Genomic DNA, 14315 nt, shown 5'->3' with positions numbered 1-14315 from the left:
AGACCAGCAAGATCAGCGCAGGCAACAGCACCAGAATTACCGATGGGATTTGTGCAGAAACACCGCCGTCTTGTGACGCTAAGGAGGCCAAAACGACGGCAGCAACGCCCGTAGCCTGCAGCGTTAAGGTCAAACGAATGGTTCGGCAGCGCTTTAAATTGCGTGCGCACCAGAAAAACAGCGGCGCCATGCTAAGTTCAGCAACGGCCAACAAGCGAACAGCAAACTCACTGTTTGCATCAATCGGAAGAGAAAAAGCGAGGGGGAAAAACTTGAGCCAGAGGCTCGGGGCTACCAACATGAAGAGGCCGCTTAGGGCATAGCCCAGACCCATCAAGGAAAAAAGCAGCGCAAGACCTTGTTTGCTACGCATGAAAAAGACTCGACACACTGAGCTCGGTTGGGCATCGGGCCAACACGCTACCAATACCAATAGCCGAGAATGACAGGTTGAGCCCGGCTCCCGATGCAGCAAAAATAAAAAAAGCGGGTAAGCCCGCTATTTGGGTTTTGTGGTGAGCCCGAAGGCTCACCACAAAAGGTGCATCAATCCAGCGGCAGAACGTCTTCGGCTTGGAAGCCCTTCTGACCCTTGACGACGCTGAATTCGACCTTCTGGCCGTCCCGCAGGGAGCGGTGACCGTCACCACGGATGGCGCGGAAGTGGACGAAAACATCTTCACCAGCTTGACGCTGAATGAAACCAAAACCCTTGGCATCGTTGAACCACTTCACGGTGCCTTGCTCACGTTGCGACATAATCAACCTCAAAAAACTCTGTATCGGATAGCCGTGTGGCGGCCATCAAACTTTGGCGCATGATAAAACATAGCGTTACGAGGTGATGATGCCCACGGGCGAATTGATTAAACACGGAAAGATAGTCGAGTGCAAGCAAGTCGCGCATATTTTGTCAAGCCATCCAATTCAACCAAACATGGTCTAGCAATAATGCTGCAAACAAACCTAAGAGATAGACCAATGAAAAACCAAAGGTTTTCATGGCCTGCCCCGGCTTGTCCGTCGTTTTTAATATCCATGCCTCGCGCGCAAATAGAAAAGCAAAGAGGCACGCTCCGACGAGATAAATAATCCCACTCATACCGACCAAATAAGGCAAGAGTGTCACTAAGCCCAACAACACGGTGTAATACCAAACCAGTTGCTTCGTGAGCTCAATCCCATGCGTAACGGGCAACATCGGAATTCCCGCCTTGGCATACTCGTCGCGCCGGTGAATCGCTAATGCCCAAAAATGCGGCGGCGTCCAAACAAAAATAATGAGGACTAATAACCAGGCGTGCGGCGACATTTCACCCGTAACGGCCGTCCAGCCGAGTAATGGCGGCAATGCACCGGAGAGCCCGCCAATGACAATATTCTGCGGCGTTGCACGCTTCAAATAGCGGGTATAGATGCCAGCATAGCCCACCATACCCAGTGCCGTGAGCCATGCAGTGAGTGGGTTCACCCAAAGCGTTAACACGACCATGGATACGATAGCCAGAAAGCCGGCCCAAGCCAGGGCAGCAGAGCCTTGCATTTGCCCTTGAACCAACGGGCGATGTTGCGTGCGGGTCATCACCGCATCAATTTGCTGATCGACCCACTGATTAATGACCGCCGCAGAGGCCATACCAGCCCACAGCCCAACAATCGCTGCCATGTACTGCCAAACGGGTAAGCGTTCATGAGGCGCCAAAACCATGCCCACCAATGCTGTGACCATTAACATGGCCACTACACGCGGCTTGGTTAATGCCCAATATTCACGCCACATGGGCGTTGCATTCACTACGGGCAATGTCGACATCTCAACCTCTTAACTTATTATTTTCTTGGTGGACGGCAAACGCGAGCGCCACCAGTATTTGAAGGAATACAGCCGCCCATACGTTATGCGCCACGGCGTTCCATAAGGGAAGCTGGAATAGCACGTTCGCGGCACCTAAGCCCACCTGAATGAGCAGCGCACCCGCAATCACCCAGGCAAACGTACGATAGCGAGCGGTTGCGGCTTTTCTGAGCAATTGCGTGACCAGCATGAGTACGGTAGCGACCACAACGAAAGCGCCTACGCGATGCGCGACATGAATGGTTACTTTGGAGGCTGCGTCTAGGTGCGGTGCGAATTCATAATTAAGATCATCTACATGCGTAAGACTGAAGGCATCACGCCATTGCAAGAGTGCCGGCCAACCGGTCTGGCAAATCGGCAACTCCGTGCACACGGTAGCGGCGTAATTTGATGCCGTCCAACCGCCCAACATAATTTGCCCTACCACTACGGCGACCGCGAGATATACCCAAAAGCGTATTCGCCGAATCCCTTCATCCCCCGTTCGCGGAAAAGCCTGGCTTAGACGCAAGTAAAGTAAGAACAATACTGTGAGCGTGCTAAAGCCCAACAGCAAGTGGGCGGTAACAACCGGGGGATAGAGCTTTTCAGTCACAGTGAGCGCGCCAAAAGCACCTTGTGTACACACTAGCGCCAGCAAAAACAGGCCATGACGCCAAGGCAAGGTCGTCGCGCGACGTTGAGCAAACATCCACGTCGAAAGCAGCAGTATGAGCAGCCCGATTGCACTGGCAAAGTAACGATGAATCGTCTCAGGCCATGCTTTTTCGGGCACCACCATTTGGCCCGGATACAAGGCGTCCGCGCGAGCCAGCGCCTCTGCTGAGCTGGGTACTGTGAAATGGCCGTAGCAAGTGGGCCAGTCAGGGCAGCCCAAACCTGCATCACGTAAACGCGTCCACGCCCCCAGAAGGATTACCGTGAGCGTTAGCAGGATTGCGAATTGAGCCACTCGTTTTAGTGTGGAGTGATTTACGTTAGCCAATGCGGGATGCCTTCAACAGTTTCTTCAGGTCGTCGAGTAAGTTTTGCGCGCTAATCAAGGCGTCTGGCGCTGTTAACGGCGGCTCATATCGCAACATGATCCACCCTTGAGGGTCCATGATCATCCACGGGGAGCGCGCAGACTGATTCAAACCCAATGCCTTTAGCGACGCTTGCTGCACGGTCACTAAGTGAATCTCACTAGAGGCCGGAGGCAATGCAATGGACGCACTGCGCTCTGTTTTAATTAATAACAGTCCGACGCGCCCTCGCTCTTTACCCAGCGTTTCCTGCAAGCGCGTCAACGTAGTTATCGACTGCGCACAATCCGCCATGCACTGCTCAGGCAAAACATAACTTAACCACCAACGGCCATTCAAAGCCTGCTGATCGGTGACAGGAAAGCTCTCCCGTAAAGCCACTGGGGGCGTGAATAATTGCCCCTTATTCGTTTTACCGCCGCCGATCCAGTGCAGATCGTATGCCAGCTGACCGATAAAAAATGGCAAGGTAAAGCTAAGCAACAAGGCGATCACAACCCAGCGCGAAGCGCCCTTTTGCTTATTCAATGTGGACACTGACGATGAGCGCCGAGCTAAATGCCACCAACATAAGCACCAGGTAATGGCCAATGCCAACCACTGAAACGCATAGGCTCGGTGCTTGTCTGGTCCGATTTTCTGAGTTTCTGTTGGGCGCCAGTCCCGCAGATAACCCAAGCCCTTCTGTTCCGGGCTCAGTCGCACCACCCAAGGCAGTAACTCAGTCTGGCAGCGGGCTTGCCACTCTGCTAAATCGACACGCCCCACACGCCACAACCCGTTAAGCATTTCTGCGCCTCCCGCCGTATAAAATTGTCCTGGCTTTTGAATATCGCCCATCACGACGGCCTGCTCTTTCAATGCTTCTGGTACGGCAGGCCCTTGCTGGCGATCGCTGGGCAACCAGCCTAAATTCACCAAAACCGCCTGCCGGCTGTTATCCAAGCGAAATAATTGATGCAGCTGATAGCCCGTTTTTCCATTCACCGGCTGGTTATCTAGAGCAACTCGGCACTGAGGCTCAAAGCGGCCCGATAGCTTCACTCGTTGGCCAGACTGCCACAATCGGCTCTTATGGCCATCCAGCCACATCACATCCGTCTGCGCCGAAAGCGCCTGCACTTTAATCCATCGCTCTTTTTCTGCGGCGCGCTGCCATTGCCAGGCCGAAAGCGATAGCAGCAATGCCGCACCCAGTATCACAACAATGATCCACACCAACGATCTACCGTTCGTCTTTACGGCCATGACAGCTCGCTCAGACAACTTATACTGGGCTTCCACTTTGTCATGTCTGGAGTCACATTTTGGCCATTAAAATTGTCATTCTGCTCGCGTTAGGCCTAGTTGTTTGGCAGCTTGCTTCGGCGCTGAAAGCTTTGTCACGCGGCGCTGAGGGCGACCCTCAGCGCATGTTACAGGCGCTAAAAATGCGGGTTGTGTGGTCGATTGTCATTGTCGCTTCGCTGTTTGTACTGGGCGCCTTTGGTGTCATCGATCCACACGGACTGTGACGCAGACTTACAACCAATAAACCACGACGAACAAGAACAGCCAGACCACATCCACAAAATGCCAATACCAAGCAGCCGCCTCGAAAGCGAAGTGGTTGCTTGGTGTTAAATGCCCCTTATGCGTTCGCAACGCCATCACGATCAACATGATGGTACCGATGGTCACGTGCAGGCCGTGAAAGCCTGTCAGCATATAAAAGGTAGAGCCATACATGCCGGACTGCAGCGTTAACCCCATTTCCGCATAGGCATGGTGATACTCGAGCACCTGGCAGCCCAAGAAAGTGAGACCTAAAGCAGCCGTGATACATAGGAACAGCAGCTGACGACGGCGCTCGCCCACGAGTAGCGCATGATGAGCAATCGTCAGAGTCACCGAAGATGTTAACAAAAGCACCGTATTCACAAACGGCAGACCCCAAGGGCCCATGGCTTGAGTAGTCTCGCCACTGGGCATCTTGACCAAAGGCCAGAGCGCCTGGAACTGTGGCCACAAAAGTTCATGCGTCATGCCACCTTTGCCTTCTCCGCCCAGCCACGGCACGCTCAGCACGCGAGCATAGAAAAGAGCACCAAAGAAGGCGGCGAAAAACATGACTTCAGAAAAAATAAACCAAGTCATACCTTGGCGGTAAGACACATCCATCTGTGCCGAATTGCGATTACCTAAACTTTCGCGAACCGTGTCGCGAAACCAGAGGTACATCAGCACAAATAGGCCGACCAAACCCAAGGGCAGCAAGAAATTCAGATGGCCTTCATTCGCCGCAATACCTGACAAGCTATGGCTTTGAACTGTATTGCCCGCGCCAATCACCAGAATGAAAAGCACGAGAGAGCCCATGATGGGCCACGGGCTGCTTTCAGGCACGTAATACGCGGAGGGTTTATCCGTCTGCTTCAGTGTTTCTTGTGGCGATGACATGCAACACTCCTTACTAGCAACGAGCTTAGTCGTTAGATTTTTTGCTCAATATCGGGCTGGCGATAAAAGCGATAGGCAAGCGTGATGGTTTTAATGTTTTTCGGCAGCGCGGGATCGATGTAAAGAACCACCGGCATCTCAACCACTTGCCCTGCCGCCAAGGTTTGTTGCTCAAAACAAAAACACTGTGTTTTTTTCACAAACGCCGTGCCTGCCGCCGGTGAAATTGAGGGAATCGCTCGCCCTATCACCGCTTTATCAGACAGGTTTTCAACTTGAAAACTGACGCGATGAATTTGACCTGGATGCACATCTACCGAGGTGAGATTGCCGCGAAAGGTCCACGGCAGCCCGGCATCCACGGAGGTCACAAACTCTAGTGTCACCGTGCGATCTAAGTCTGCTTCCGGCTTTGCCTGTGCATTCGCGAGTGACGGTTTCCCATTCAAACCCGTCAGCTCGCAGAACACGCGGTAAATGGGCGGCATAGCGAACACAGCGAACGCAAACATGCCGACCACACCAATAGCCAGCCAGCGCAACTGGCGGCTTTGGGCTGATGGGCTAGGTTTGCGATCCATGAGTTACTTAATCTCTGGCGGCTGAGTAAAGCTGTGATAGGGCGCAGGGCTGGGCAGTGTCCACTCAAGACCTTCTTGCGCCTCCCACGGATTAGCACTCGCTTTTGGCTGACGCTTGATGGTGAACAACACCGCCAAGAAGAACAGCTGGCTGGCACCGAACCAGAAACCACCAATCGAGATCCAGAAGTTCAAGTCAGCGAACTGCATGGAGTAGTCGGCGTAACGACGCGGCATGCCCGCAAGACCCACGAAGTGCATCGGGAAGAAGAGCAGGTTCACCGACAGCAATGAGCTCCAGAAGTGCAGTTGAGCCAGCTTGGTATTGAACATGTGGCCGGACCATTTCGGTAGCCAATAGTAGGCGCCGGCAAAAATCGCAAACAGCGAACCAGTGACTAACACATAGTGGAAATGCGCCACCACAAAGTAAGTATCTTGGTACTGATAATCTGCTGGCGTGATGGCCAGCATCAGGCCCGAGAAGCCGCCAATGGTGAACAACACCACGAAGGCGATGGCGAACAGCATCGGCACTTCAAAGGTCATGGAGCCGCGCCACATGGTGGCAACCCAGTTGAAGACTTTCACGCCCGTTGGCACTGAAATCAGCATGGTCATGTACATGTAAAACAGCGAGCCCGCCAAGGGTAGCCCGGTGGTGAACATGTGGTGAGCCCAAACCACGAATGACAGCAACGCGATGGAGGCCGTGGCGTACACCATGGAGGGGTAACCAAAAAGCTGCTTGCGTGCGAAGACCGGAATAATAGCCGAGACGATCCCGAAAGAAGGCAGGATCATGATGTAGACCTCGGGATGCCCGAAGAACCAGAAAATATGCTGGAACATCACGGGGTCACCGCCACCAGCGGCATCGAAGAAGCTGGTACCGAAATGACGATCGGTGAGCATCATGGTGACCACGCCCGCCAGCACCGGCATCACGGCAATAAGCAGGAAGGCGGTAATCAACCAGGTCCAAACAAACAGGGGCATCTTCATCAAGGTCATGCCGGGAGCACGCAAGTTGAAGATGGTAACGACGACGTTAATCGCACCCAGAATGGACGAGATGCCCATTAAGTGAACTGAGAAGATAAAGAAGTCTGTGCTGGCCGGACCATAGGTCGTGGACAGCGGCGCATAGAAGGTCCAACCAAAATTCGGAGCAGACCCCATGCCCAAAACCGACATCACCACCGATCCAATCAGGATGGCGAAGGCAAAAGGCAGCAACCAGAACGAGAAGTTATTCAGACGTGGCAGCGCCATATCCGGCGCACCGATCATCATGGGCACCATCCAGTTTGCGAAGCCGGTAAAGGCCGGCATGATGGCGCCAAAGACCATCAGCAAGCCGTGCACGGTCGTCATCTGGTTAAAGAAGTCGGGCTGCACCAGCTGCATGCCGGGATACATCAACTCCGCGCGAATTACCATCGCCGCTAAGCCACCGCAAAGCAGCATCAGCAGTGCAAAGACCAAATACATCGTGCCGATGTCTTTATGGTTGGTGGTGGTAAACATGCGCAGCAAAAAGGGTTTCAATGGCGCGTGATGCCCATGATCATCATGGCCTTCTGCGGCCGTGCTGTGTGACATAGCTTCTGCGCTCATTTAGCAAACTCCGAAGGCTGTACCAGATCACCTGTGGCATTACCCCAGGCATTACGTTCATAAGTCGTGACCGCAGCCATTTCGCGCGGCGTTAAGATGGCTTTCCAGGCTGGCATGGCATTTTTGCCATTCAGAATGATGTTGATGTGGTCTTGCAAATGCGCTTTTTCCACCGCGATTTTGCTGCCCTTAAGTGCAGGAAACATGGGCGGCAATCCCGCGCCACTGACTTGGTGACAGGCGGCACATCGAGCCACATACACGGCCTCACCCTCCTTCATGGCTACATCTAAGGACGGGTACTTATAGTCAACAGAAGCGGCTGCAGCCTTTGCATCCGCCTCGGCCTGGACCTTGGCACCTGCCAGCCACTGCTTGAAGTCCGCTTTTGTCTTTACTTCAACCACAATGGGCATAAAGGCGTGATCTTTGCCGCAGAGTTCAGCGCAACGGCCGCGATAAATCCCCTCTTTGCCCACCGGCACATCCACCCAAATTTCATTCACAAAGCCCGGCACTGCATCACGCTTTAGCGCAAAGTCAGGCACCCACCAAGCATGAATGACATCGTCTGCCGTAATCAGGAAACGGATTTTCTGGCCGCTTGGAATCACCAGTGGCTTATCCACTTCCAGCAAATAATTAGGGTGCGCCTTAAAGTCCGGCAAATTGCCTGCACCAAAGCCCTTACCCTGACGCTCGTATTGCTCACGCGGCGTAGAAAGCACGGAGTAGAAGGAGACTCCAACGCTCTTGTCATCATCGTAGGTGAGGTATTCGTAGTTCCATTTCCATTGCGAACCCGTGACACGAACCGTCATGCTCGAATCGCTGGTGTCATTCATAGCCACCAGCACTCGCGTGGCAGGAATGGCCATGCCAATCAAAATAATGAACGGAATGACGGTCCAAATAATTTCCACCATCGTGCTTTCATGAAAGTGCGCGGCCACTGCGCCCTTAGATTTTCGGTGATGCAGGATGGACCAAAACATCATGCCGAAAACGCCCAGACCAATGGCAATACAGACATACAGAATGGTGCGATGCAGATGGAAGACTTGCGAACTGATGTCGGTGACGCCCGGCGTCATATCCCATGAGCTAGAAGCAAGAAGCAGCGGCGACATGAATAACAACGGAACAGCTAAAAGCAGACGAACAATGACAGAACTCCGCATGCAACGGCCCTCGATTGGTGTCTGAACACGAGTGAGCTTTGCAACAGCCAGGGGCATTTCGGCCACGGTGTGCGCTCACCTCTATTTATATGCCCCGGAGAGTAGGCTTCTTAGGAGGGGCGTGTCCACTCAGTCACGTATTGAAAGGGTAAGCGAAACGATGGTTGGCAGGAGACTTCCGACGAAGGGTGGATATCCACGAATTTAGTCGTAACTTCATGGAATCGTCATGCTGCAGTCATTGCGAGCAACACGCGCATTCGGTAAGGTGGCGACCAAGAATGAACCGGCATTTTTCAGTGTTTAGTCGCTGTTTCGCCGAAATTAGCGCCAATCATTGCCGATTGTTTGGCCATTATTTAAGCCTTGGAATTTCGATATGCCTGCAATTTTGGTCGTCAATGGTCCGAACTTGAATTTACTCGGTCAGCGCGAGCCCGGCCTTTACGGCAGTGACACGCTAGACGCGATCAATAAACGCCTGCAAACGCAGGCCGAATCTGCCGGCATCAGCTTGGCCTGCTTTCAAAGCAACCATGAGGGTGCGCTGGTTGATCGCATTCATCAGGCCAGTCTCGATGGCACACGATTCATTCTGATTAACCCCGCAGCGTTTACTCACACGTCTGTCGCACTGCGCGACGCCCTGCTCGGGGTAAAAATTCCGTTTATTGAAGTGCACCTGTCAAATGTCCACGCGCGTGAGTCGTTTAGACAGCACTCTTTCCTTTCAGACAAAGCCGTCGGCGTGATTACCGGGCTAGGTGCGTTGGGCTACGAGCTAGCCCTGACCTATGCCCTGCGCGAGCTACGGACTGCACATTAATTTTATTGAGGAGCCATACATGGATATTCGCAAGATCAAAAAGCTGATTGAACTGGTAGAAGAATCAGGCATTGATGAGTTGGAAATTACCGAGGGCGAAGAGTCCGTTCGCATTGCTCGTAATCGTCCACAGCAAGCCCTGCACTACAGCCTGCCCAATGCCGCGCCAGCGCCTCAGCCAGCAACTTTTGCTGCCACACCAGCTCCTGCCGAACGCGATAGCGCAACCAAAGGCACTGCCGTGGCCGCCAGCGAACCCAGCACCACGGGCTTTGTGCAGCGCTCACCCATGGTTGGCACGTTCTATCGCTCACCGGCACCAGGCTCGGCGCGCTTTGCAGATGTGGGCAGTACCGTTAAAGCGGGTGACACGGTTTGCATCATTGAAGCCATGAAGATGATGAATCAAATTCAAGCCGACAAGTCTGGCGTCATCGAAAGCTTCTTGGTCGAGGACGGCCAACCGGTCGAGTTCGATCAGCCGCTCTTCACTATCGTCTAAGCGGAGATCACCCCTATGTTGGACAAGGTGGTCATCGCCAACCGTGGCGAGATTGCATTGCGTATCCTGCGTGCGTGTAAAGAGCTCGGCATCAAAACGGTGGCGGTTTACTCAAAAGCTGACCGCGACTTGCTGCATGTCCGTCTCGCCGATCAAACCGTGTGCATCGGACCGGCAGCCAGCAAGCAGTCTTACTTGAATATCCCGGCCATCATTTCCGCCGCCGAAGTCACCGGCGCTCAGGCCATTCATCCTGGCTACGGCTTTCTCGCCGAAAACGCCGATTTTGCTGAAGCCGTGGAAAAGTCCGGCTTTGCCTTTATCGGCCCGCGCGCTGAATCCATTCGCCTGATGGGCAATAAGGTCTCGGCGATCGTTGCCATGAAAGCCGCTGGCGTACCCACGGTGCCCGGCTCAGACGGTGCGGTAACGGCGGAAAACGCCATTGAAATGGCGAATTACATTGGTCTGCCCGTCATCATTAAAGCCGCTGCGGGTGGCGGTGGTCGCGGCATGCGCGTTGTGCATCATGAAGCGGATGTTCTTGAATCACTGATGGTGACCAAAGCCGAGGCAGGCGCGGCCTTTGGCGATGACACGGTGTATATGGAGAAATTCCTGCAACACCCGCGTCACGTTGAAATTCAAGTCATCGGCGATGGCGAAGGCAAAGCGATTCACCTTTACGACCGTGACTGCTCACTGCAACGTCGTCACCAAAAAGTGGTTGAGGAAGCACCGGCACCGCACATCCCGCAAAAATTGCGTGACGAGGTCTATGCCGCCTGTATACGGGCCTGCGAGCAAATCAAGTATCGCGGTGCGGGTACATTCGAGTTCCTATATGAAAACGAGCGTTTTTATTTCATTGAAATGAACACGCGCGTGCAGGTCGAGCATCCGGTCACGGAAATGGTGACCGGTATCGACATCATCAAGGAGCAGCTGCGTGTAGCAGCTGGGCTTGGTCTGTCGGTCACGCAAGACCAGATCAAGCTGCAAGGCCACGCCGTGGAAAGCCGCATCAACGCGGAAGACCCGAAGACCTTCATGCCCTGCCCCGGCAAGGTCAACTACTACCACGCGCCCGGCGGCCCCGGCATCCGCATGGATTCGCACTTGTATTCGGGTTACAGCGTGCCACCGAACTATGACTCGCTGATCGGCAAGCTGATTGCGCACGGCCCGACACGCGACATCGCGCTCAAGCGCCTGCACAACGCGCTCGACGAAATTGTCATTGACGGCATCAAGAGCAATATCACGCTACATCGCGATGTCATCCTGCAAGATCCGGCCTTCCTGGAAGGCGGCGTGGACATCCACCACCTCGAAAAGAAGCTCGGCCTGAGCTAAGCAGCCGATTTTGATGCCAGCGGGGTGATTTTGTCGCCCCGACTGGCTACAAAATCACCAACAAGACGACTACACTGCGCGTCCAGTTTTTTCGGAGGCCGTCATGTCCTGGCTGCAAATCAAGATCGAGACCCGCAAGGCCGACGCGCCCCGCTTTGAAGACCTGCTGGAGACCGCTGGCGCTGCCGCCGTGCTCATGGAAGACACTGGCGACCAACCGTTGCTGGAGCCACCACCCGGCGCACAGCCGCTCTGGGACGCCACCACCGTGGTCGGCCTGTTCGTGGTGGACTCGGAGATGGATGCTGTTGTCGACTTTCTCGAAGGCCAGCTCGGTCACGCCCTGCCGCCCCATCGCATCGAAGTGCTGGAAGACAAAGACTGGGAACGCGCGTGGATGGACAACTACCATCCCATGCGTTTCGGCGACCGCCTCTGGGTGGTACCGAGCTGGACACCACCGCCTCAACCCGACGCCATCAACCTGCTGCTCGATCCGGGCTTAGCCTTCGGCACCGGCACCCACCAAACCACCGCTCTCTGCATGGAATGGCTCGATGGCCTTGATCTGCAAGGCAAGGTCGTGGTCGATTACGGCTGCGGTTCGGGCATTCTGGCGGTCGCCGCCCTGCTGCTCGGTGCGCGTGAAGCTTGGTGCGTCGATCTCGACCCACAGGCGCTGACCGCCACCCGTGACAACGCTGAGCGCAATGGTGTTGCAGATCGCGTTCGCGTCTTCATGCCCGAAGACATGCCAGCTGATTTCAATAACGGCGAAGGTGCCGATGTTGTCGTCGCCAATATTCTCGCTGGCCCGCTGGGCATGCTGGCACCGACGCTGACCAGTTTCCTCAAGCCCGGCGGCGATATCGCGTTGTCTGGCATCATCACCTCGCAAGTCGATGAGCTGCGCGAAATCTACGGCCAGTGGTGTGACATGGACGGACTCGGCATCAAGGATGAAGACTGGTGCCGATTGTCTGGCCGCAAGCGCATTGCGTGAGCGAAAAATGACGAGCCTGAACACATGACAGACCACCGCCCCGCCACTGATCGGCCAACGCTTGCACTCGACGCACTGGCTTTGCCGGTGCAGCTCGACCGCGCGCAGCCAGTGAAACGGCGCCGACGTTGGCTGGTCTTGGCGATGCTCGCTGCCTGCGTACTTGTGCTCGAAGGGCTTTGGCTGACTCAGGCTTTTTGGTTACAACAAGGTGCTGTTCGTAACGCACTGAATCCCCTTTTGGCCAGCACGCCCTATGAATTGTTGCGCCCGCAGGTAAAAGACGCCTGGCAAGTGACTGACTTAGGCTGGCGAGTCAGCGAGCAAGATCCGCATCGTTATCAGCTTGATGCCCGCCTTATCAATCGTGCGGATATCCTGCAGCCGTGGCCAACGCTGCGACTGAGCCTGCGTGACAGCTATGGCGTTCGCATCACCGCCCTCGACATAGCGCCACGCACCTACCTGGCAAAATCTTCTGGACTGTCTTCGCTGGCCAGTAGCGATCAACCCCTTCGTATCAGCCTGCCCATTCAATTGCTGGCGCGGGAAAACGGCACCTGGCCGGCCTACGCCGCCGTTGAGCTGAGTCCGCTGCCATGAACTGGCTGAAGCCACTGCACATCGGCCCCTACGCGATAGATGCGCCCTTGGCACTCGCCCCCATGGCCGGCGTTACTGACCGCCCGTTTCGCCAGCTTTGCCGTGAATTAGGCGCAGGGCATGTGGTGTCGGAAATGGTGTCGTCGGAGTCACGCCTGTGGCACACCAACAAATCCAAGTTCCGCATGGATCACAGCGGCGAACCCGGCCCCATCACGGTACAGATCGTGGGTTACGACCCCGACATGCTGGCCGATGCTGCGCGCCAAAATGTTGAGCGTGGCGCGCAAATCATCGACATCAACATGGGCTGTCCTGCGAAAAAAGTCTGTAACCGGCTCGCCGGTTCGGCACTCATGCAGGATGAGCCTTTGGTCGAGCGCATTCTCGCTGCCGTGGTCGCCGCCGTGGATGTGCCGGTGACACTGAAAATTCGTACTGGCTGGAATCGCGACAACCGTAATGGCCCGACCATCGCGCGCATTGCGGAGGATGCAGGGATCGCCATGTTGGCTGTGCATGGCCGCACGCGAGCCGACAAATACATGGGTGACGCTGAATACGACACCATTGCTGCCATTAAGCAGTCGGTCGGCATTCCCGTACTCGCAAATGGTGACATTACTTCACCGGAAAAAGCGCGGCGAGTCTTTGAGCACACTGGCTGCGATGGTATTATGGTCGGCCGGGGAGCTCACGGACGTCCGTGGCTCTTTCGCGAGATCCAACACTACCTTCGAACAAGCGACCTGCTACCGCCCCCTAATCTGGCGGAACAGCGCGATATCGTCTTGCGCCACCTCGGCAGCTTGCACGCGTTCTACGGCCCGGATCTCGGCGTGCGTTTCTCACGCAAGCACCTGGGCTGGTATGCCGACTATCTGCCGGAGGGCCAAGCGCTCAGCCGGCAGTTCAACACCCTGATTAATGCTGACCAGCAGATTCGGCTGGTGAGTGAGTATTTTTTGCGCCGAGCAGATAGCCGGTGGCCGGATGCCGCCGCTTGATGCCATTGACACGAGAGCACCACCCCATGGACATGTCCGTCATGAAGAAACCGCTGACCAGCACCAGCACCCGCCCCAACCAAAGCCTGCGCGACCATGTCGAGCTGGCCATGCGCAACTATTTCGCGCATCTGGATGGCGAACGCGCCAGCGAAGTCTACGAGATGGTTCTTGCCGAAGTAGAAACACCGCTGCTCGAAGTGGTACTGGAGTACACCCGTGGCAACCAAACCCGCGCCTCCGAAATTCTGGGCCTGAACCGCGGCACGCTGCGTAAAAAGCTTAAGCAACACGGCCTGATGAACTGAGGAAGC

16 protein-coding genes are annotated in these 14315 nt (G+C 55.1%); 8 read left to right on the top strand and 8 right to left on the bottom strand.

Annotated features, from left to right (window positions below; genetic code table 11):
• Positions 1-546: 546 nt before the first annotated feature.
• The 4 genes from A8710_RS11620 to A8710_RS11605 form a co-directional block, all read right to left on the bottom strand.
• The gene (locus A8710_RS11620) at positions 547-759 is read right to left on the bottom strand and encodes a cold-shock protein (RefSeq protein WP_022956916.1); all 213 of its coding nucleotides are present in this window, start codon (positions 757-759) and stop codon (positions 547-549) included.
• Positions 760-913: 154 nt separating this feature from the next.
• Complete coding sequence (gene cyoE, locus A8710_RS11615) at positions 914-1813, bottom strand: heme o synthase (protein WP_068860984.1); 900 nt, start codon at positions 1811-1813, stop codon at positions 914-916.
• Position 1814: 1 nt separating this feature from the next.
• On the bottom strand, positions 1815-2810 hold the full coding sequence (locus tag A8710_RS11610; protein WP_157686411.1) for a COX15/CtaA family protein: 996 nt from the start codon (positions 2808-2810) through the stop codon (positions 1815-1817).
• 25 nt (positions 2811-2835) lie between these two features.
• Positions 2836-4131 (bottom strand): SURF1 family protein, encoded by a 1296-nt coding sequence (locus A8710_RS11605; protein WP_068860980.1) that lies wholly within the window; start codon positions 4129-4131, stop codon positions 2836-2838.
• Positions 4132-4190: 59 nt separating this feature from the next.
• Between A8710_RS11605 and A8710_RS11600 the strand changes: the two genes are divergently transcribed.
• Complete coding sequence (locus A8710_RS11600) at positions 4191-4397, top strand: DUF2909 family protein (RefSeq protein ID WP_068860978.1); 207 nt, start codon at positions 4191-4193, stop codon at positions 4395-4397.
• Positions 4398-4404: 7 nt separating this feature from the next.
• Here A8710_RS11600 and A8710_RS11595 read toward each other — a convergent pair whose 3' ends face one another.
• Genes A8710_RS11595 through coxB form a run of 4 tightly spaced genes read right to left on the bottom strand, consistent with a single transcriptional unit; the run spans position 4405 to position 8704 of the window.
• The gene (locus A8710_RS11595) at positions 4405-5322 is read right to left on the bottom strand and encodes a cytochrome c oxidase subunit 3 (RefSeq protein WP_068860976.1); all 918 of its coding nucleotides are present in this window, start codon (positions 5320-5322) and stop codon (positions 4405-4407) included.
• A gap of 32 nt (positions 5323-5354) precedes the next feature.
• The gene (locus tag A8710_RS11590) at positions 5355-5903 is read right to left on the bottom strand and encodes a cytochrome c oxidase assembly protein (protein ID WP_068860974.1); all 549 of its coding nucleotides are present in this window, start codon (positions 5901-5903) and stop codon (positions 5355-5357) included.
• Positions 5904-5906: 3 nt separating this feature from the next.
• Positions 5907-7523 carry a cytochrome c oxidase subunit I gene (ctaD, locus tag A8710_RS11585; RefSeq protein ID WP_068860972.1) on the bottom strand — a complete coding sequence of 539 codons (1617 nt, stop codon included), beginning with the start codon at positions 7521-7523 and terminating at the stop codon, positions 5907-5909.
• A complete protein-coding gene (gene coxB / locus A8710_RS11580; RefSeq protein WP_082968859.1) occupies positions 7520-8704 on the bottom strand; it encodes a cytochrome c oxidase subunit II in 1185 nt (394 codons plus the stop codon). The genes ctaD and coxB overlap by 4 nt, the downstream gene beginning before the upstream one ends.
• Positions 8705-9083: 379 nt before the next feature.
• On the opposite strand from coxB, the gene aroQ reads away from it, so the two are divergent.
• The 7 genes from aroQ to fis all read left to right on the top strand — a co-directional run bounded on the left by aroQ (position 9084) and on the right by fis (position 14309).
• Positions 9084-9530: a type II 3-dehydroquinate dehydratase gene (aroQ, locus tag A8710_RS11575; protein ID WP_068860970.1), complete on the top strand. Its 447-nt coding sequence runs from the start codon at positions 9084-9086 to the stop codon at positions 9528-9530.
• Positions 9531-9549: 19 nt separating this feature from the next.
• Positions 9550-10032, top strand: coding sequence for an acetyl-CoA carboxylase biotin carboxyl carrier protein (accB, locus tag A8710_RS11570; RefSeq protein ID WP_068860968.1), 483 nt, complete (start codon positions 9550-9552; stop codon positions 10030-10032).
• Between the two features lie 15 nt (positions 10033-10047).
• Positions 10048-11388 carry an acetyl-CoA carboxylase biotin carboxylase subunit gene (gene accC, locus A8710_RS11565; protein WP_068860966.1) on the top strand — a complete coding sequence of 447 codons (1341 nt, stop codon included), beginning with the start codon at positions 10048-10050 and terminating at the stop codon, positions 11386-11388.
• Positions 11389-11491: 103 nt separating this feature from the next.
• Positions 11492-12391, top strand: coding sequence for a 50S ribosomal protein L11 methyltransferase (gene prmA / locus A8710_RS11560; protein WP_068860964.1), 900 nt, complete (start codon positions 11492-11494; stop codon positions 12389-12391).
• A gap of 24 nt (positions 12392-12415) precedes the next feature.
• Positions 12416-12994: a DUF3426 domain-containing protein gene (locus A8710_RS11555; protein ID WP_068860962.1), complete on the top strand. Its 579-nt coding sequence runs from the start codon at positions 12416-12418 to the stop codon at positions 12992-12994.
• 5 nt (positions 12995-12999) lie between these two features.
• Positions 13000-14001 (top strand): tRNA dihydrouridine synthase DusB, encoded by a 1002-nt coding sequence (gene dusB, locus A8710_RS11550; RefSeq protein WP_157686413.1) that lies wholly within the window; start codon positions 13000-13002, stop codon positions 13999-14001.
• Between the two features lie 26 nt (positions 14002-14027).
• Positions 14028-14309: a DNA-binding transcriptional regulator Fis gene (gene fis / locus A8710_RS11545; protein WP_454557331.1), complete on the top strand. Its 282-nt coding sequence runs from the start codon at positions 14028-14030 to the stop codon at positions 14307-14309.
• Positions 14310-14315: the final 6 nt, after the last annotated feature.

The sequence above is a fragment of the Perlucidibaca aquatica genome (assembly GCF_001676655.1).
Lineage (GTDB): Bacteria > Pseudomonadota > Gammaproteobacteria > Pseudomonadales > Moraxellaceae > Perlucidibaca > Perlucidibaca aquatica.
This window is presented reverse-complemented; position numbering and strand designations above follow the sequence as displayed.

Bases quoted from the DNA above. Each gene is read 5' to 3' on its own strand.
- A8710_RS11620 (WP_022956916.1), bottom strand. From the start codon at position 759: ATGTCGCAACGTGAGCAAGGCACCGTGAAGTGGTTCAACGATGCCAAG.
- cyoE (WP_068860984.1), bottom strand. From the start codon at position 1,813: ATGTCGACATTGCCCGTAGTGAATGCAACGCCCATGTGGCGTGAATAT.
- A8710_RS11605 (WP_068860980.1), bottom strand. From the start codon at position 4,131: ATGGCCGTAAAGACGAACGGTAGATCGTTGGTGTGGATCATTGTTGTG.
- A8710_RS11595 (WP_068860976.1), bottom strand. From the start codon at position 5,322: ATGTCATCGCCACAAGAAACACTGAAGCAGACGGATAAACCCTCCGCG.
- A8710_RS11590 (WP_068860974.1), bottom strand. From the start codon at position 5,903: ATGGATCGCAAACCTAGCCCATCAGCCCAAAGCCGCCAGTTGCGCTGG.
- ctaD (WP_068860972.1), bottom strand. From the start codon at position 7,523: ATGAGCGCAGAAGCTATGTCACACAGCACGGCCGCAGAAGGCCATGAT.
- coxB (WP_082968859.1), bottom strand. From the start codon at position 8,704: ATGCGGAGTTCTGTCATTGTTCGTCTGCTTTTAGCTGTTCCGTTGTTA.
- aroQ (WP_068860970.1), top strand. From the start codon at position 9,084: ATGCCTGCAATTTTGGTCGTCAATGGTCCGAACTTGAATTTACTCGGT.
- accB (WP_068860968.1), top strand. From the start codon at position 9,550: ATGGATATTCGCAAGATCAAAAAGCTGATTGAACTGGTAGAAGAATCA.
- accC (WP_068860966.1), top strand. From the start codon at position 10,048: ATGTTGGACAAGGTGGTCATCGCCAACCGTGGCGAGATTGCATTGCGT.
- prmA (WP_068860964.1), top strand. From the start codon at position 11,492: ATGTCCTGGCTGCAAATCAAGATCGAGACCCGCAAGGCCGACGCGCCC.
- A8710_RS11555 (WP_068860962.1), top strand. From the start codon at position 12,416: ATGACAGACCACCGCCCCGCCACTGATCGGCCAACGCTTGCACTCGAC.
- fis (WP_454557331.1), top strand. From the start codon at position 14,028: ATGGACATGTCCGTCATGAAGAAACCGCTGACCAGCACCAGCACCCGC.